Origin of the sequence: Natrialba sp. PRR66 (genome assembly GCF_034808065.1) — an archaeon.
GTDB classification, from domain to species: domain Archaea; phylum Halobacteriota; class Halobacteria; order Halobacteriales; family Natrialbaceae; genus Natrialba; species Natrialba aegyptia.
Genome location: NZ_JAXHGN010000001.1, coordinates 114,092 through 129,571, shown reverse-complemented (window position 1 = coordinate 129,571; position 15,480 = coordinate 114,092). Strand labels below are relative to the sequence as shown.

General features: G+C 67.3%; 14 protein-coding genes. 10 read left to right on the top strand and 4 right to left on the bottom strand.

Annotation, left to right across the window (positions count from 1 at the left end; all coding sequences use genetic code 11):
- Positions 1-6 precede the first annotated feature (6 nt).
- Together SM755_RS00555 and SM755_RS00550 are read right to left on the bottom strand one after the other, a co-directional pair.
- Positions 7-1,368 (bottom strand): divalent metal cation transporter, encoded by a 1,362-nt coding sequence (locus SM755_RS00555; protein WP_323170994.1) that lies wholly within the window; start codon positions 1,366-1,368, stop codon positions 7-9.
- A 62-nt stretch (positions 1,369-1,430) separates the two neighbouring features.
- Positions 1,431-1,772: a cupin domain-containing protein gene (locus tag SM755_RS00550; protein WP_323170993.1), complete on the bottom strand. Its 342-nt coding sequence runs from the start codon at positions 1,770-1,772 to the stop codon at positions 1,431-1,433.
- Positions 1,773-1,923: 151 nt separating this feature from the next.
- Between SM755_RS00550 and SM755_RS00545 the strand changes: the two genes are divergently transcribed.
- The 3 genes from SM755_RS00545 to SM755_RS00535 all read left to right on the top strand — a co-directional run bounded on the left by SM755_RS00545 (position 1,924) and on the right by SM755_RS00535 (position 3,896).
- Positions 1,924-2,874 carry a zinc-binding dehydrogenase gene (locus tag SM755_RS00545; RefSeq protein WP_323170992.1) on the top strand — a complete coding sequence of 317 codons (951 nt, stop codon included), beginning with the start codon at positions 1,924-1,926 and terminating at the stop codon, positions 2,872-2,874.
- Positions 2,875-2,953: 79 nt separating this feature from the next.
- Positions 2,954-3,478: a DUF5817 domain-containing protein gene (locus SM755_RS00540; RefSeq protein ID WP_323170991.1), complete on the top strand. Its 525-nt coding sequence runs from the start codon at positions 2,954-2,956 to the stop codon at positions 3,476-3,478.
- Positions 3,479-3,548: 70 nt separating this feature from the next.
- On the top strand, positions 3,549-3,896 hold the full coding sequence (locus tag SM755_RS00535) for a hypothetical protein (protein ID WP_323170990.1): 348 nt from the start codon (positions 3,549-3,551) through the stop codon (positions 3,894-3,896).
- A gap of 53 nt (positions 3,897-3,949) precedes the next feature.
- Here the strand turns inward: SM755_RS00535 and hmgA are convergent, their stop codons facing one another.
- Positions 3,950-5,224, bottom strand: coding sequence for a hydroxymethylglutaryl-CoA reductase (NADPH) (hmgA, locus tag SM755_RS00530; protein WP_323170989.1), 1,275 nt, complete (start codon positions 5,222-5,224; stop codon positions 3,950-3,952).
- A gap of 174 nt (positions 5,225-5,398) precedes the next feature.
- On the opposite strand from hmgA, the gene SM755_RS00525 reads away from it, so the two are divergent.
- The 4 genes from SM755_RS00525 (at position 5,399) to SM755_RS00510 (ending at position 10,329) form a co-directional block, all read left to right on the top strand.
- Entirely contained in the window at positions 5,399-7,057 is a 1,659-nt protein-coding gene (locus SM755_RS00525) for an amidohydrolase (RefSeq protein WP_323170988.1), read from the top strand.
- A gap of 100 nt (positions 7,058-7,157) precedes the next feature.
- Complete coding sequence (locus tag SM755_RS00520; RefSeq protein ID WP_323170987.1) at positions 7,158-8,387, top strand: ABC transporter permease; 1,230 nt, start codon at positions 7,158-7,160, stop codon at positions 8,385-8,387.
- A gap of 88 nt (positions 8,388-8,475) precedes the next feature.
- Complete coding sequence (locus tag SM755_RS00515) at positions 8,476-9,234, top strand: GIDE domain-containing protein (protein ID WP_323170986.1); 759 nt, start codon at positions 8,476-8,478, stop codon at positions 9,232-9,234.
- Positions 9,235-9,345: 111 nt separating this feature from the next.
- Positions 9,346-10,329, top strand: coding sequence for an LLM class flavin-dependent oxidoreductase (locus SM755_RS00510; protein ID WP_323170985.1), 984 nt, complete (start codon positions 9,346-9,348; stop codon positions 10,327-10,329).
- A 111-nt stretch (positions 10,330-10,440) separates the two neighbouring features.
- Here the strand turns inward: SM755_RS00510 and gfo6 are convergent, their stop codons facing one another.
- Positions 10,441-11,526, bottom strand: a complete 1,086-nt coding sequence (gfo6, locus tag SM755_RS00505; RefSeq protein WP_323170984.1) for a D-xylose 1-dehydrogenase Gfo6 — start codon at positions 11,524-11,526, stop codon at positions 10,441-10,443.
- Between the two features lie 209 nt (positions 11,527-11,735).
- Here gfo6 and nadA point away from each other — a divergent pair, with 209 nt between their 5' ends.
- Genes nadA through nadC form a run of 3 tightly spaced genes read left to right on the top strand, consistent with a single transcriptional unit; the run spans position 11,736 to position 15,223 of the window.
- Positions 11,736-12,869, top strand: coding sequence for a quinolinate synthase NadA (gene nadA, locus SM755_RS00500; protein WP_323170983.1), 1,134 nt, complete (start codon positions 11,736-11,738; stop codon positions 12,867-12,869).
- 11 nt (positions 12,870-12,880) lie between these two features.
- Positions 12,881-14,398, top strand: coding sequence for an FAD-dependent oxidoreductase (locus SM755_RS00495; protein WP_323170982.1), 1,518 nt, complete (start codon positions 12,881-12,883; stop codon positions 14,396-14,398).
- 6 nt (positions 14,399-14,404) lie between these two features.
- Positions 14,405-15,223, top strand: coding sequence for a carboxylating nicotinate-nucleotide diphosphorylase (nadC, locus tag SM755_RS00490; RefSeq protein WP_323170981.1), 819 nt, complete (start codon positions 14,405-14,407; stop codon positions 15,221-15,223).
- Positions 15,224-15,480 lie beyond the last annotated feature (257 nt).

Genomic DNA, 15,480 nt, shown 5'->3' with positions numbered 1-15,480 from the left:
GCTCCGTCACCAGTAGCGCTCGCGAACGTATCGCCCCGCGAGTCCGCAGATCGCAAGCGCCATCGCGGTCGCGAAGGCGACGACGAACACCGACACCGGGTCGCCCGCCGTCGCTCCCGTCAGTTCATCGAGCACGAACTCGCCGGCGAGCACCGTCGCGACCGCAAAGAGTGCAATGCCGCCGAGGTTTTCGAGCGCCGAGTTCGGCTCCGAAACGACGGCGGGGTCGTTGAGCAGGTAGAGGATCACGGCGAGCGCAAAGGGCGTGCCGACCAGCCCGAACGCGAGGACGAGCACCAGCAGTTGGACGAACGCCCCCTCGAGGACGACCCCGAGCGCGGAGCCGAGCGCGACGACGACGAGCGCCGCCCGGTAGCGCGGGTCGGCGACCGACTGCTCCCAGCCGAGTTTATCGGCGACGAGATAGGGCGGCACGATCGTGTTGCCGCCGAGCGTCGAGACCGCAGCCCCGAGGAGCCCGACCAGGAACACCCACATCGCGTGCTCGCCCGCGATCGGCCCGAGCGCCTCCGCGGCCTGAATCTCCGTGATCGTCGCCGGGTCGAGCCCGGTCGCCGGCAACACGCTCGCCGCCACGAGGAAGACGGCGAGGCTAAAACCCCCGAAGGCGACGAGCAGTGAACTCGCGACGTCGAAGGTCGCGATGTCCCGGTCCCGCTCGGTCCAGCCGCGGGCGCGCATCGTGTAGCTCTGCATCGTCAGCAGCGTGATGTGAACCGCGCCGCCGAGGACGCCCGCGGCGACGATCGCGCCGCCGGCCGGCAGTTCGGGAACGAGCCCGGTCGTCGCCGCGGCGGGATCGATCGGAACGACGACCAGCGAGGCGACGAACGCGAGGACGACCAGCGAGACGAGCACTTTGGCACCGATCTCGGCGATTCGGTAGCCGCCGCCGGCGAGGCCCAGCGCGAGCAGCACTGCCCAGGTGAGTCCCCAGAGTCGGGGATCTGCAAGCGCGGTGAGTCCGGCGTTGCCGACGATCGTCGCGCTGACATCCGCGAGCGTCTTCATGATCGCCAGTTGTGCGAGCCCGGCCGCGAGGACGGCGTCGACGACGAGGACCCAGGCCCAGAACGAGCCGAGATGATCCTCGACGACGGCGACGATACCGGCCTCGGTAAGCAACCCCAGCCGCATCGCGAGGTACTGGCCGACGGTGCCGAGGACGGCCGAGAGGACGACGACCCACAGCAGCGAGTAGCCGAAACTCGCTCCCGCGACCAGCAGGCTGACCATCGTCGCCGGGCCGGCCGCGATCGCGCCGGCGAGCCACGTCGGCCCCAATCGTCTCACAAACGCCCCGATTCGTCCGAGCGACCGTTCGGTCGAGCGCGTCTCGGCTGCCATTGGGCTCCCTTGCCAAGCCCGTTATATAACTCCGTGGTATTCTACCGTGGTATCGGGGCCGGCTACTTCGACTGCCAGGTCGGATTCTCGCGCGGCGGACTGAAGATGTCGACGCCGCGAACCGTCACCTCGCCCCGGTTCTTGGCGGCGTGTGGCTGGTCGCCGGGCAACGCGTAGGAGTCGCCCGGGCCGCAGACGAGTTCGTCGCCGTCGGTGCGGAAGGTGAGTTCGCCCTCGTAGATGAATCCCGTCTGTTCGTGGGGGTGGCTGTGCTCTTCGACGGTCGCGCCGGGTTCGATCTCGAAGTGCTGGACGTTCATCGAGTCGGACCCGGCCATGAGCGCCAGGTGCACGCCCTCGGCGGCTTCCGTGCTGTCAACGTCGGCGAGTGAGCGCCGTTCCATGGGTGGCGAGACGAGCGGCGCCACCAATAATGTACGGGCTGGCCCTGATTTCGGCAGCTCTCACGGCCGGAGCGTGCGTTCCGACGCGACTGTCACGACGCGGCGAACGAAGGTCGAACCTATATCCAGTCACTCGACGACAGCGGTCCGTATGGACGCGATGGTAATCACCGAGTTCGGCGAGACGGATGTCTTCGAACGGCGCGACGTGGACCGCCCGGAACCCGGGCCGACGGAACTGCTCGTCCGCGTCCACGCGTCGTCGGTCAATCCCGTCGACTGCAAGATCCGGCAGGCCGGCTCGTGGGCCGGCATCTCCCCGCCGACGATCATCGGCTACGACGTGTCGGGCGTCGTCGAGGACGTTGGCGAGGCCGTCACCGACTTCGGAGTCGGCGACGAAGTCTTTTACACCCCCGAAATATTCGGCGAACAGGGGAGCTACGCCGAGTTCCAGACGGCGGACGAGTCGATCGTCGCGCCCAAGCCCGAGTCGCTGTCCCACGAGGAGGCCGCGGCGCTGCCCCTCGCCGCGGCGACCGCCTGGGAGGCGATCGTCACGCGGGGCGACGTGACGGCCGGCGAGACAGCCCTGATCCACGGCGCGGGCGGCGTCGGGGCGCACGCGGTCCAGATCGCCGACGAGAGCGGCGCGACGGTGGTCGCCGTGACCAGCCCCGAAACGGTCGATCAGACCGAAGAACTCGGTGCCGTGCGAGCCATCGATTACGAGTCCGAGGACTTCGCGGACGTGATCGACTCGGAGTTCGACGAGGGCGTCGACCTCGTCTTCGACACCGTCGGCGGTGAGACGCTGGTCGACAGCACCGCGGTCACGAATCCGCACGGCCGACTCGTCACGATCCTCGAACCCGAGGGGGAGTGGGGGAGCGCGTACCAGCAAAACTACACGCTCGAGATGTGCTTCTTGGAGCGCGACCGCCGGCCGCTCGACGCGCTCCGCCGACTCGTCGAGGCGGGGCGACTCGAACCCGTCATCGACTCGGTGCGTCCGGTCACGGAAGTCGCACAGGCCCACGAACTGGTCGAGGGAAGCGGTCTGACGGGCAAGGTCGTCCTCGACGTCGACGGCGCGTGGTAGATGACGCGCCCTCGGTCCGGCGCTTCACTTTCGCCGCGGTTGCCCAACCTTCAACTACGACGCCGCCCCACGCACCAGCATGTACGCCGTCGTCGGCTGTAGCGAGTGTTCGAACCTCTGGATCATCGAGGGCCGCTCCGAGACGACCCAGTGCCCCCGCTGTGGCACCCGCCGCGCCTACGAAAAGCGCAAGAAGTTCGTCGAAACCGACGACGCGAACCACGCCCGCGAGGTCCGCGCCTCGATGCTCGCCACCCGCCAGGGCCAGGGCGAAGCCTTCGCCGAACTCGACTCCTTCGACGCGCTCGAAGACGACGTTGCAGGCGGCGTCGTCGACGACGCCGAGTACATCGAGCAATCGGGGCTCGACGCCGACGAAGTCGCGGCGGCCGGCGACCGCGACCCGCGCGGCACCTCCCGAAGCGGGAGCAAGAAAGAAATCGTCGAACGGGCGCTCGCCGAACTCGAGCGGCCGACCGAGGACGATATTATTTCGTTCGCCGGCGAACACGGTGTTTCCCCCGAGTTCACTCGAAACGCGCTCGAAAAACTCGCCAGACAGGGGACGGTGAGCGAGAGTCGAGGGCGGTATCGGCTGCTCTGAGCCGGCGTTCGCACTCGTTGTGCGGCCGGCGGAACGGCACGGCTTTACATCCGCTCTCGAAATGACGGCTATGGTCGAAACGGTGGATGCGCAGCGAGAGGTGATCGGGATCGGGTCGGCAATTGCGGTGCTTCTCGTCGGCTACGGGACGGCCATCAACGAGACGATCGGCGGCGTTCGAACGACGATTCTCGCGACCTGGGTCTTCGCTGCCACGTTCGCCCTTCTGGCCCTCTTACACGGTTCCTACGGTCGACGCGACTTCGCCGCGGCACACGGCGGCGCAGCCGTTGGACTGCTGGCCTTTTTGCTCGCGACGGCCGGCCCGCAGGCGCTCGTGGGACTCCTCGTGTTCGTCGGCAGCGGTGCGTACATCGGGATCGCGACGCTGCGCGCTCGTCCAACGGCCACATCGTGAGCTGAACTCGATAGGAAATCAAACCGCTCCGGAGAGGGATTGCTGAGTGTCCGTTAACGACCGAGATCCTCGTGTGCACTCGCCAGATGACGTGAGGAAAGCGCCGCGAGCAGGGAGAGTTCACCTGCGAGTGCGCCGACGGCGATGATCTCGGCGAGGGCATCAGCGTTCGAGCCGGCGGGGTCGCCACCGCCGCGGAGGCCGAGAACGTCGAGGGCTTCGGCCTGCGTCGGGAGTTTCGTCCCGCCGCCGACGGTGCCGACTTCGAGGGAGGCGAGCGAGACGGCGGCGTAGAGGTCGGTGGTGCCGTCCTCGCGCTCGCGGCTTCGCCGTTCGTCGGACCGAGGCGACGCTGTCGCCTCGCGGGCCTCCATCGTCGTGATCGCGTTCGCCGCTTCGACGACCTGGGCCTCGTCCTGGCCGGTCGCGAGGAAGGCGGCGGCGACGACGTTGGCCGCGTGGGCGTTGAAGCCGAGGCTGCCGGCCTTGGCGCTGCCGGTCAGGTTCTTGCGTGTGTTCGCCTCGGCGATGGCCTCGGCGGTCGTGTGCAGGCGCTCTTCGACGAGTTCACCCGGAATGACGACGTCGGCGGTGACGGAGCGGCCGCGGCCCTCGACGGCGTTGATGGCGGCGGGCTTTTTGTCGGAACAGAGGTTTCCTGAGACCGCGACGAGCGAGGCCGGCGTCTCGGCCTCGACGAGTTCGCAGGCCTCGCGGGTGGCGATGGTGACCATGTTCATCCCCATCGCGTCTTTGGTGTCGTAGGCGAACCGGAGGTAGACGGAATCGCCGACGACGTAGGTGTCGACCGCGAGGAGTTCGCCGTGGCTGGTGGTCGATTCGGCGGCCTCCCGGAGCGCGTCGACGTTGTCGTCGACCCATTCGACCGTCTCGGCGGCCTCGGCGACGCCGTCGACGCGGAACACGGGGGCGCGGGTCATGCCGTTTTTCGTCACGCGGGCGTCCGCGCCGTCGGCGTCGCGGATGACCGAGAGGCCGCGGTTGACCGACGCCAGAAGAGCGCCCTCGGTCGTCGCCATGGGGAGGTAGTGCTCGCCGTCGGCCGCGCCGCCCGAGACGGGGACGGGACCGACGACGCCCATCGGAATCTGGGCTGCGCCGATCATGTTCTCGATGGTTGACTCGGCCTGCTCGGCGGGGAAGGCGTAGTCGCCGACAGTGCTGAGGTCGGCGTCGGTTTCGCGTTCGACGAGCGTGCGGCGGGCCTCGGCTGCGGTGTCGGGGTCGGCGTGGTCCTCGAGTTCGTGGATGCGGAGGTCGCCGTCCTGCACGCGGTCGGCGAGGCCGTCCGGATCGGTTGCGGTCATGCGTTGGTGGAGACGGCGATGCGTCCTAAGGGTTGCTGATTGTCTGCGCGGCGGTCCGTGGAACGAACAGGGATCGGAGAACGGGAAGCGGCACTGGTCACCGAGCGGACGACGGACACCTCGTCGGACCGACAACCACCGAGTTCTTTGTCGGCGTGGCCCCTCAGGACGACCATGACCGAAGCCGCCGATCTCCTGCTCACGAACGGGGAGATTCACAGCCTGACCGAACCAGATACCGTCACGGAGGCCGTCGCGATCCGCGACGGTGAACTCGTCCGTCTCGGCGACGCGTACGAAATCGAGTTCCTCGAGGGCGTCGAGACGACGGTGATCGACTGCGAGGGCCGCACCGTCCTGCCGGGGTTCATCGACGCACACACGCACCTGGACCACCTGGGCGAGCGGCTGGTCCACGCCGATCTCTCGGCCGTCGAGAGCCGGGCGGGGGCCCTTGATGCGCTCGCCGCGCAGGCGGACGGCCCGCGGACCGGCGGCGGTGCCGGGAGCGACGGCGAAAGCGGTGCCGAACCCGATGACTGGCTCCTCGGCTTCGGTTACGACGAGAGCACGTGGGCGGACGCGACGGACTACCTCACGCGCGAGGATCTGGACCGGGTGAGCGAGACGCGACCCGTCGCCGCGTTCCGGGTCGACGTGCATACGGCCTCGCTGAACTCGGTCGCCCTCGACCGACTCCGGGACGACCTCCCCGAGGGCAACGTTCGCTTCGCGGACGGCGAGCCGACCGGTGTCGTCGTCGAGGATGCGGTTGGCGTTCTCAGAGACGCGGTCGCCGCCGGCCCCGCAGCAATGAGAGAGGTTATCGCGGCCGCCGCCGAGTACGCCGTCTCCCGCGGCGTCACCGGCGTCCACGACATGGTCCAGCGCTCGACGGCCGCCCGCGCCTACCGCGACCTGGCGGCCGCGGGCGAGCTTCCGCTGCGCGTTCGAATCAACTACTGGAGCGACTACCTCGACGATCTCGCGGCCGTCGGCCTCCCGACGAACGCGGGCGACGAGTTCGTCCGCGTGGGTGCGATCAAGTCCTTCTCCGACGGGAGTTTCGGCGGGGAGACGGCGAAGGTATTCGAGCCGTACGTCAGCGTGGATGAGGACGCGGCAGCCGTTGATACCGACGAGAGTGAGGACGGCACGAGCGACAACGCCAATCGCGGCCAGTGGGTCGTCGACCTCGACGACCTCGCGGCCATCGTCGACCGCGCCGACGCCGCGGACCGCCAGCTCTCGATCCACGCCATCGGCGACGAAGCCATCGAGGAAACCCTCTCGCTGCTCGAAACCACCGCCGACCCGGCCGGGGCGCGCCACCGCATCGAACACGCCGAACTCGCGACCGACGACCAACTCGCTCGCATGGCCGACGCGGGAATCGTCGCCTCGATGCAGCCGAACTTCCACCGCTGGGCGGACGAGGGCGGCCTCTACGAGCAGCGACTCGGCGAGGAGCGCCGGACGCGGACCAACCGGTTCCGCCGAGTTCTCGAGGCGGACGTCCCGCTCGCGTTCGGGTCGGACTGCATGCCGCTCGACCCGCTGCTGGGGATTCACCACGCCGTTACCGCGCCGACGGAGTCACAGCGGCTCTCGGTCACCGAGGCGATTCGAGCCTACACGCACGGCGGTGCCGACGCCGGCTTCGACGAGGATCGCCTCGGCACCGTCGCGGTCGGCAAGCGGGCCGATCTCGTCGTGCTCGAGGACTCCCCGTGGGAGCACCCGGGGCGGATCGACGAAATCGACGTGGCGATGACGATCGTCGACGGTGAACTCGTCTTCGACGGCCGCGAAGAGGCGACCGGACTCCAGTAGTACGCTCGCGAGACAGACACCGTCGGCAACCGGTTGAAACCACTAACTGGCTCGTGGCCGTAGCGAGGCGGGATGCGCTCACACAAGCGCCCGTCCGAACATGAACCTCCGTGAGAGTCTGCGGATTAGCTGGCGGTCGATCACGTCCCACAAACTTCGGTCGACGCTGACGACCCTCGGCGTGATCATCGGCATCGCGGCGGTGATCACGTTCATGGTCCTGGGCTCCGGCTTCTCCGAGAGTATCGTCGGGGACATCGAGGCCGATCAGGAACCGGTGATGGTCGTCCAGACTCAATCCGAACCGGAGAACGGGTTCGGCATTCTGACGGTACAGACGCCGATATACACCGAGAGCGACATCGAGGCGCTCGAGGAAATCGACGGCGTCGAGTTCGTCGCGCCGCAGGGGCCGCTCGACGTGATCCAGACGGGGACCGGCGACGAGCAGGTGACCGGCGTCGTCGACGTACAAGCGACGACGGCCGACTCGTTCGAGTTCTCGACGTTCGTCGACGGCGAGGCCTTCGACGGCGCGGCCGCAAACGAGGCGGTAATCAACGAACAGGCGAGTCAGGCGTTCGAGGAGAACGTCTCGGCCGGCGACGAGCTGACGCTCACGTTCGAGGACGGCGAAACGACGACGGTCACGGTGACGGGTGTCACCGAAAGTGAACTCGGCGGCCAGACGCCGCCGCAGCTGTATCTCCCCGCGGAGGCGCATTACACGACGACGATAGAGACGCCCGACGGGGAGACCGAACGCGCGTATCCGTCGCTGCAGGTGGGTGCGGAGAGTCTCGAACAACTCGATCCGACGCAGGACGCAGTCACCGACTACCTGCAGGACGACTCCCACGCCGCCGAGCTGAAGCAGGACGATGAGGACATCGCGGTCCAGACGATAGAGGATACGATCGACCAGTTCATGGATCTCGTCAATCAGCTGACCGGATTCGTCGCCGCCGTCGCCGCGATCGCCCTCGTCGTCGGCTCGATCGGCATCGCGAACATCATGATCGTCAGCGTCACCGAACGAACGCGCGAGATCGGCGTCATGAAATCCGTCGGCGCGACGAGGCGCGACATCATGCAGTTGTTCCTCGTCGAGGCGGTCGTGCTCGGGTTGATCGGGGCCGTCTTCGGGATCGCCCTCGGACTCGGCGTCGGCTACCTCGGCGTCCAACTGGTCGACTGGCCGATGGTCTACCCGGTCGACTGGATCGCCATCGCCGCCGCCGTCGGGATCGGCGTCGGCGTCGTGTCCGGCCTCTATCCGGCCTGGCGAGCCGCCAGGGTCGACCCGATCGAGGCGCTTCGGCGTGAATAGGACCGAGCGTTCGGGCGCGAAACTCGAACCCGGCACGCGCCCGGAACCGCTACCGTTATTGTGTCAAGTTGAGAGATCCAACTGAGAGATGCTCGGACCCGCCCTCTTCCTCGTCGGCGTCGTCGCCCTCGCATACACCGGGCTGCAGTTGCGCCCCGCCTACCATGTCTACCGCGGCGACACCACCGACGTGATCGCCGTCGAACGCGCCGAGGAACCGATCGAAATCGAGGGCACCGCAACCGAACTCGACGGCACCGTGACCGCTCCGCTGAGCGAGACGCCGTGTCTCGCCTACGAGTTCGAAGTCGAAGAACTCCAGTCCAGCGGGAAGAACTCGTCGTGGAACACCGTCGACGAGGGAGCCGCTGCTGTCCCGTTCAGACTCGAAGATCGCACGGCGAGCGTCCGCGTCGATCCCGCCGGTGCCGACCTGGCGCTTTCGACCGCGGTCACCGCTGAAGTTGACGGCGGCGATCCCGAACCGGAGCCGATCCGCCGGTTCCTCGAAACCGAATCCGACCTCGAATCCGAGAACACCTCCCTCGACCTCGGCGTCGTCGAACTCGCGACGGGCAACGACCGGAAGTACCACGAGCGGCGGCTCGAACCGGGTGACGACGCCTACGTCTTCGGCCGGTCCCGCTACGACGTTGAGGCGCGAGAGACGATGCGCGATATCAGTGCCGTCATCGAGGATCGTCCGGAGTCGCCGGCGTTCGTCGTCTCCGATTCGTCGCAGGACGGGGCGGCTCGCCTGCTCGCGAAACAGTACCTCTCCTGGCTCGCCATTAGCGCATTCTTGCTCCTCATCGGCGGGTGGATGACCGTCGCGATGGTTGTCTGAACGCCGGCGGTGTCTCACATCTGTTTCGCGGCAGTGATACTCCCAACAGAGTGATACGGTCGACTCGTGCGACCGGGGACTCTTTTATCAATACGCGTGTATCCACCGACCATGGACGTTGGACTCATGGTAACGTCGTTCGGGGAGGTCGATCAGGCGGACGTCGCCGTCCGCGCGGAAGAACGCGAGTACGACGCCGTCTGGGTCGGCGAGCTCTGGGGAGCGAGCGGCGTCGTCCAGCTCACAGAGATGGCCTGCCGAACCGAAGAGATCGAACTCGGCAGCGCGATTTTGAACGTCTACTCCCGAACGCCGGCCGTCCTTGCGATGACCGCCACCTCACTCTCGCGAGCGTCGAACGGCCGATTCACGCTCGGGCTGGGGACGAGCACGCCGAAGGCCGTCGAGGACCTGCACGGGCGCTCGTTCGATCGGCCCGTTCGGCGCGCCCACGAGACGATCGAGCTGATCCGGCGGTTTACCGCCGGCGACGGCGACCCCGTCTCCTACGAGGGCGAACTCCTGTCGGCCGCGGACTTTCCCTCGCTCGACGCGCCGGTGCCGATCTACCACGCCGGTCTCGGCCCGGCGAACCGCCGCGTCGTCGGCCGCCTCTGCGACGGCTGGATTCCACACAACATTCCGTTTTCGCACCTCGACGAGGCGTTCGAGGAAGTCGCAGACGCCGCGCGCGAGCGCGACCGAGACCCGGACGAGATCACGATCGCCCCGTACGTCCCGTCCGCCGTCAGCGAGAATCCCAAGGAAGCACGCGATACCCTCCGCCAGCACATCGCCTACTACGTCGGCAGCGGAGACGGGTATCGGCGCGCAGTCTCCATGACGTTCCCCGACGAGGCGGAGCGAATCGCCGAAGCGTGGCGGCGGGGCGACACCGGCGGGGCGACGGCGGCGGTGACCGACGAGATGCTCGCCGACCTCGGCGTCGCCGGAACGCCCGAGCAAGCCCGCGACCACCTCCGGACGCTCCTCGCGGAGACCGGTATCGACCGTCCGATCATCGTCATCCCGGAGCCGGCCTCGAGTTCAGTGACCGAAACAACGATCCACGAACTCGCGCCGGCGCGGTTGTAGCGAGCAGGTGCTGGCGATATCGTCCCGTTGTGTTTTGCTATCCGCCGTTCTATTCGTCCCCCATCTAGTAACGTGCCGGAGATCCTGTTCGGATGGCGTCCGGCAGCCGCCTCACTCGAGGTCGACGCGACAGCCGGTCTCTGCTGATTCGTAGGCCGCCTCGATCACGCGGCTATCGACGAGGCCGTCCGCGCCGTCGGGTTCTGGCGTCGCGCCAGTGAGCACGCAGTAGCCGAAGTAATCGAACTCTTCGCGGACCTCGTCGACCGGCGGCCCGGTGTGTTCCATGCGAACGTCACCGCTCTCGACGACTATCTCCTGGGGGACGACCCCGCCGAACGGAGATCTGATCGAAATCACGCCGCCGCTTCCGATCAGTTCGAGCCAACTGTTCGCGTGCGCGTCGAAACTCGCGGTACAGGACGCGGTCGCGTCGGTCGGGAACTCGAGTTGGAAGGTGACGTGTTCGTCGACGCCGGTCGAGACGGGATCAGTGCTCGAGGCCGTCGTCGCGTACACGCCCGTCGGATCGCGGCCGAGGACGAACCGCGTCGTGTTCAACGGGTAGATGCCGAGGTCGACGAGCGCGCCGCCGCCGGCGAGTTCGGGATCGAGCCGCCAGGTGTCGGAAGCATCCGTTTCGAGGAGCGGATGGGAGAATCCGGCGTGAACCTGGACAACGTCGCCGATAACGCCCGCGGAGACGAGTTCGCGCGTGCGACGGACGGCGGGTTCGGTCTGGAGGCGGTAGGCCGTCATCAGCGTCACGCCGGCGTCGTCACAGGCGTCGATGATCGTCTGGACGCGATCGGGTGCCGTTTCGAGCGGCTTCTCGCAGATGACGTGCTTGCCGGTGCCGAGGTCGGCCGCAGCCGTCGCGTAGCGCCCGTGAAGCGTGTTCGGCGTTGCGACGTAGACCGCGTCGTACGCCTCGGTGTGGGAACCCGCGAGAAAGGCGTCGTAGGTGATGACGTGATCGATCTCGAACGTTTCGGCCACCAACCGGCGCTGGTCGGGCGAGCCGGTGACCAGCAGCGTCGGCTCGCAGTACTCGCTCTCGGCGATGGCCGGAATCGCCCGATTGCGCGCGAAATCGCCGATGCCGACGATCGCGAGCCGAACCGTTCCCTCGACTGGCTCGCGCTCCCAGTCGCGCCGAGTGAACTCGTCGAAGATCGTCTCGAGTTCGAGTTCCATCGTTCGGTCGACCTACGACGGCTGGTGCCGAAAAGAATCGTGCCGTCGGACGGGAGAGTCTGCATCCCGAACGTGTTACCGCGCGTGATGGACGACGAAGGGATCCGCAATCTCCTCATCAAACGTCTATCGGACACCAATATCGGATATTGAAGGAAAAACTTATTCAATAGCTCGGTATGTGGCTAGTGTACCTACTGGGAGACACCATGGTCACGATGGAAACAACGGAGCTGGATACCGACCTGAGTTTGTTCAAATACGACTCGCTCGAACAGCTTCCACCACGGTACCGCGATCTCGAAGAGAGCGAACGAACGGAGCGCATCGACGCCGCGCTCGCTGAACTCGGCGACGACGTCGTCATTCTCGGGCACAACTACCAGCGGCGCGAAATCGTCGAGCACGCGGACTTCGTCGGGGATTCCTACCAGCTTTCGAAGGAAGCCGCCGAGGCCGACGCCGAGTACGTGATCTTCGGCGGCGTGACGTTCATGGCCGAGAGCGCGGACATCATCACCGACGACGATCAGACGGTGATCCTCCCGAGCATGGAGGCCTCCTGCCCAATGGCGGGGATGGCCGAGGCGCTGCAGGTCGACGCCGCCTGGGCCGAAATCACGGCTGCCGCGCCGAATTCGGAGATCATCCCGATCACGTACATGAACTCCTACGCCGATCTGAAGGCCTTCTGTGCGAGTCAGGGCGGCCTCGTCTGCACGTCCTCGAACGCCCACCGCGCCTTCGAGTGGGCGTTCGAACGCGGCGACAAAGTGCTGTTCCTACCCGACAAGCACCTCGGGGAGAACACCGCCCACCGGCTGGGCATGGAAGACGACATCGCGGAGTGGGACCCCTGGGATCCCGACGGCAAGGACGCCAAGGAAGTCGCAGACAGCGACATCATCCTCTGGGACGGCTACTGTCAGGTCCACGAGCGGTTCCGCACGGATCACATCGACCGGATTCGCGACGAGCATCCGAACGCGCGGGTCGTCGTCCACCCCGAGTGCCGACGCGAAGTCGTCGCGGCCGCCGACCGCGTCGGTTCGACGGCAACCATCTGCGAGACCGTCGCCACCGCCGACCCCGGCGAGACGTGGGCCATCGGCACCGAAATCCACCTGACGAACCACCTCCAGCGCTGGCATCCCGAGGTGAACGTCCTCCCGCTCTGTGGTGACGCCTGCATGGACTGCAACGCCATGCGCCAGATCGACCCCAACTACCTCACCTGGGTGCTCGAAGAACTCGTCGCCGGCCGCGAACGAAACGTGATCGAAGTCGCGCCCGACGAAAAAGAACTCGCGACGGTCGCACTCGACCGAATGCTCGACATCTAACGACTGTACCAATGACAGCTACCGACAATCCCGAAACCGCGGACGTGCTCGTCGTCGGCAGCGGCATCGCCGGCTGTTCGGCCGCCCTCGCAGCGGCCCGCGCGGGTGCCGAGGTCCTCCTTCTGACCAAAGCCGAGCGACCCGACGACGCCAGCACCGACTGGGCGCAAGGCGGCATCTCGACCACCCGCGGCGACCCCGCCGCGCTCGCGGACGACATCATCGCAGCCAGCGACGACACCGCCGACCCTGACGCCGTCGACGTCCTCGTCGAAACCGCCGATGAGGCAGTCGAGGACGTGCTCATCAACACCCTCGGCATCGAGTTCGACGAGACGGCCGCCGGTGAACTCGACTACACCCGCGAGGCGGCCCACTCCGAGCGGCGCATCCTCCACGTCGACGCGGCGACGGGCACCCACATTCTGCGCCCGTTCCTGAACCACGTCGACGATCACGAGCGCATCGAGGTGCGACAGGACACGGCCGCGCTCGAACTGATCACCCACGAAGGCCGCGTTCACGGCGTCGTCAGCGACGAAAAAGCAACTGGTACGCCGATCTACGCCGGGACGACGATCCTCGCAACTGGCGGCATCGGCGCGCTCTACGGGCGGTCGACCAACCCCGACGACGCCACCGGCGACGGCATCGCCATGGCCGCGCTGGCCGGCGCGGACGTGGCCGACCTCGAGTTCGTCCAGTTCCATCCGACCGCGTACGCGGGCAAAGAGCCGTTCCTGCTCTCCGAAGCGCTGCGCGGCGAGGGCGCGCTCCTCCGGAACGCCCACGGCGAGCGATTCATGCCCGACTATCATCCCGACGCCGAACTCGGGCCGCGGGATGTCGTCGCCCGCGCGGTCGAAACTGAGCGCGAGGCGACCGGCGAGGTCGTCCTCGACGTGAGCCCGCTCGAGTTCGGCGACGAGTTCCCGGGCATCGCCCAGAAGTGTCGCGACCGGGGGATTGACGGCAACGAAATTCCCGTCGCGCCTTGCGAGCACTTCCTCTGTGGCGGCGTTGCGGTCGACGACCGCGGGCGCACGTCGCTCGACCGGCTCTACGCCGTTGGCGAGTGCGCGCGGACGGGTGTCCACGGCGCGAACCGACTGGCGAGTACGAGTCTGCTGGAGGGACTGGTCTGGGGGCTGCGGGCCGGCGAGGATGCGGCCACCGCCGGAGCCGAACCCGAGGTCGTCGAAGCGCCCGACCTGCGCAATCGCGACCCCGACCTCCCCGAGCGCTTTGCCGCCGAGAAGTTCGCGCGGCTGCAGCGGACGATGGACGAGTTCCTCGGACTGGAACGCGACCCCGACGAACTCGCTCGCGCGGGTGCCGTCCTCCGGCGGCTCAAGGGCGAGGTGGACGCCTACATCCGCACCCGGACGGCGCGGGACCTGTACGAACTTCGCAACGCCTGCGTCGTGGCGCTGCTGATCGCGCGCGCCGCGGGCGAGAATCCGGAGTCAGTGGGGTGTCACTCCGTCGTCGAAGACGAGCCAGCGCCGGAACAGACGGCGAACGATTGAGCACCGATGATCACCGACGCACAAATCGAACGCTGGCTCCGCGAGGACGTCGGCCACCACGACGTGACGAACCAGGTCCCCGGCGAGACGACCGGTGAACTCGTTGCCAAAGAAGCCGGCACTGTCGCGGGACTCGAAGCCGCGGCGGCCGTCTTCGCGTTCATCGGCGCGACCGTGACGGACCGACTCGAGGCGGGTACACGGGTCGATGCCGGCGACGAACTCCTCGCCGTCGAGGGCGAGGCGCGCGACGTGCTCCGCGGCGAGCGCGTCGCCGTCAACCTCGCCGGCCACGCCTCGGGCATCGCGACGCGAACGAACCGAGCCGTCGCGGAAGCGCGGACCGAATCCGACGACGTACGAATCGCCGCGACCAGGAAGACCACGCCCGGCCTGCGCGGCCTCGAGAAGCGCGCCGTGGTGGCCGGCGGCGGCGACACCCACCGGCTTGACCTCTCGCACATGGTCATGGTGAAGGACAACCACATTGCGGAGATGGGGCTCGAGGGTGCCGTCGAACACTTCCGCGAGCGGGCCTCGTTCGCGACGAAACTCGACGTGGAAGTTGAAACGGTCGAGGACGCGCCCCGGGCCGCCGAAGCCGGGGCGGATATCGTCCTGCTCGATAACATGTCCCCCGCGGAGACACGCGAGGCCGTCTCGCTGCTCGCGGAGTACGAGGGCGTTCTCGCGGAGGCGAGCGGCGGGATCACGCTCGAAGCCGTCGCCGACTACGCCGCCGCGGGCGTCGACGTGATCTCCATGGGGTCGCTTACCCACTCCGCGCCGTCGCTCGACCTGTCGTTTCAGACGGCGAGTGACTGAACTCGATCGGTCGGGAACCGTCTCCGGCCGGCGATTTTGTCGGGGGAGCGAAAGTGAACAGACAGGGGCCGTGCCACCCGAATGTGGCGGATTGCAGCGCCTCGTTTTATCACTTTCACTCCGCCTGGCGCAGGTTCATACGTGTGCGAACCGTACCCACATTGAGGAGCGCGTATGAATCGTTCTACCCATCCCAAAACGACGACAGCGGAGTGCTTCGCCCGAAATCGGCCCCGACTCGTGGAAACGGAGGGGGT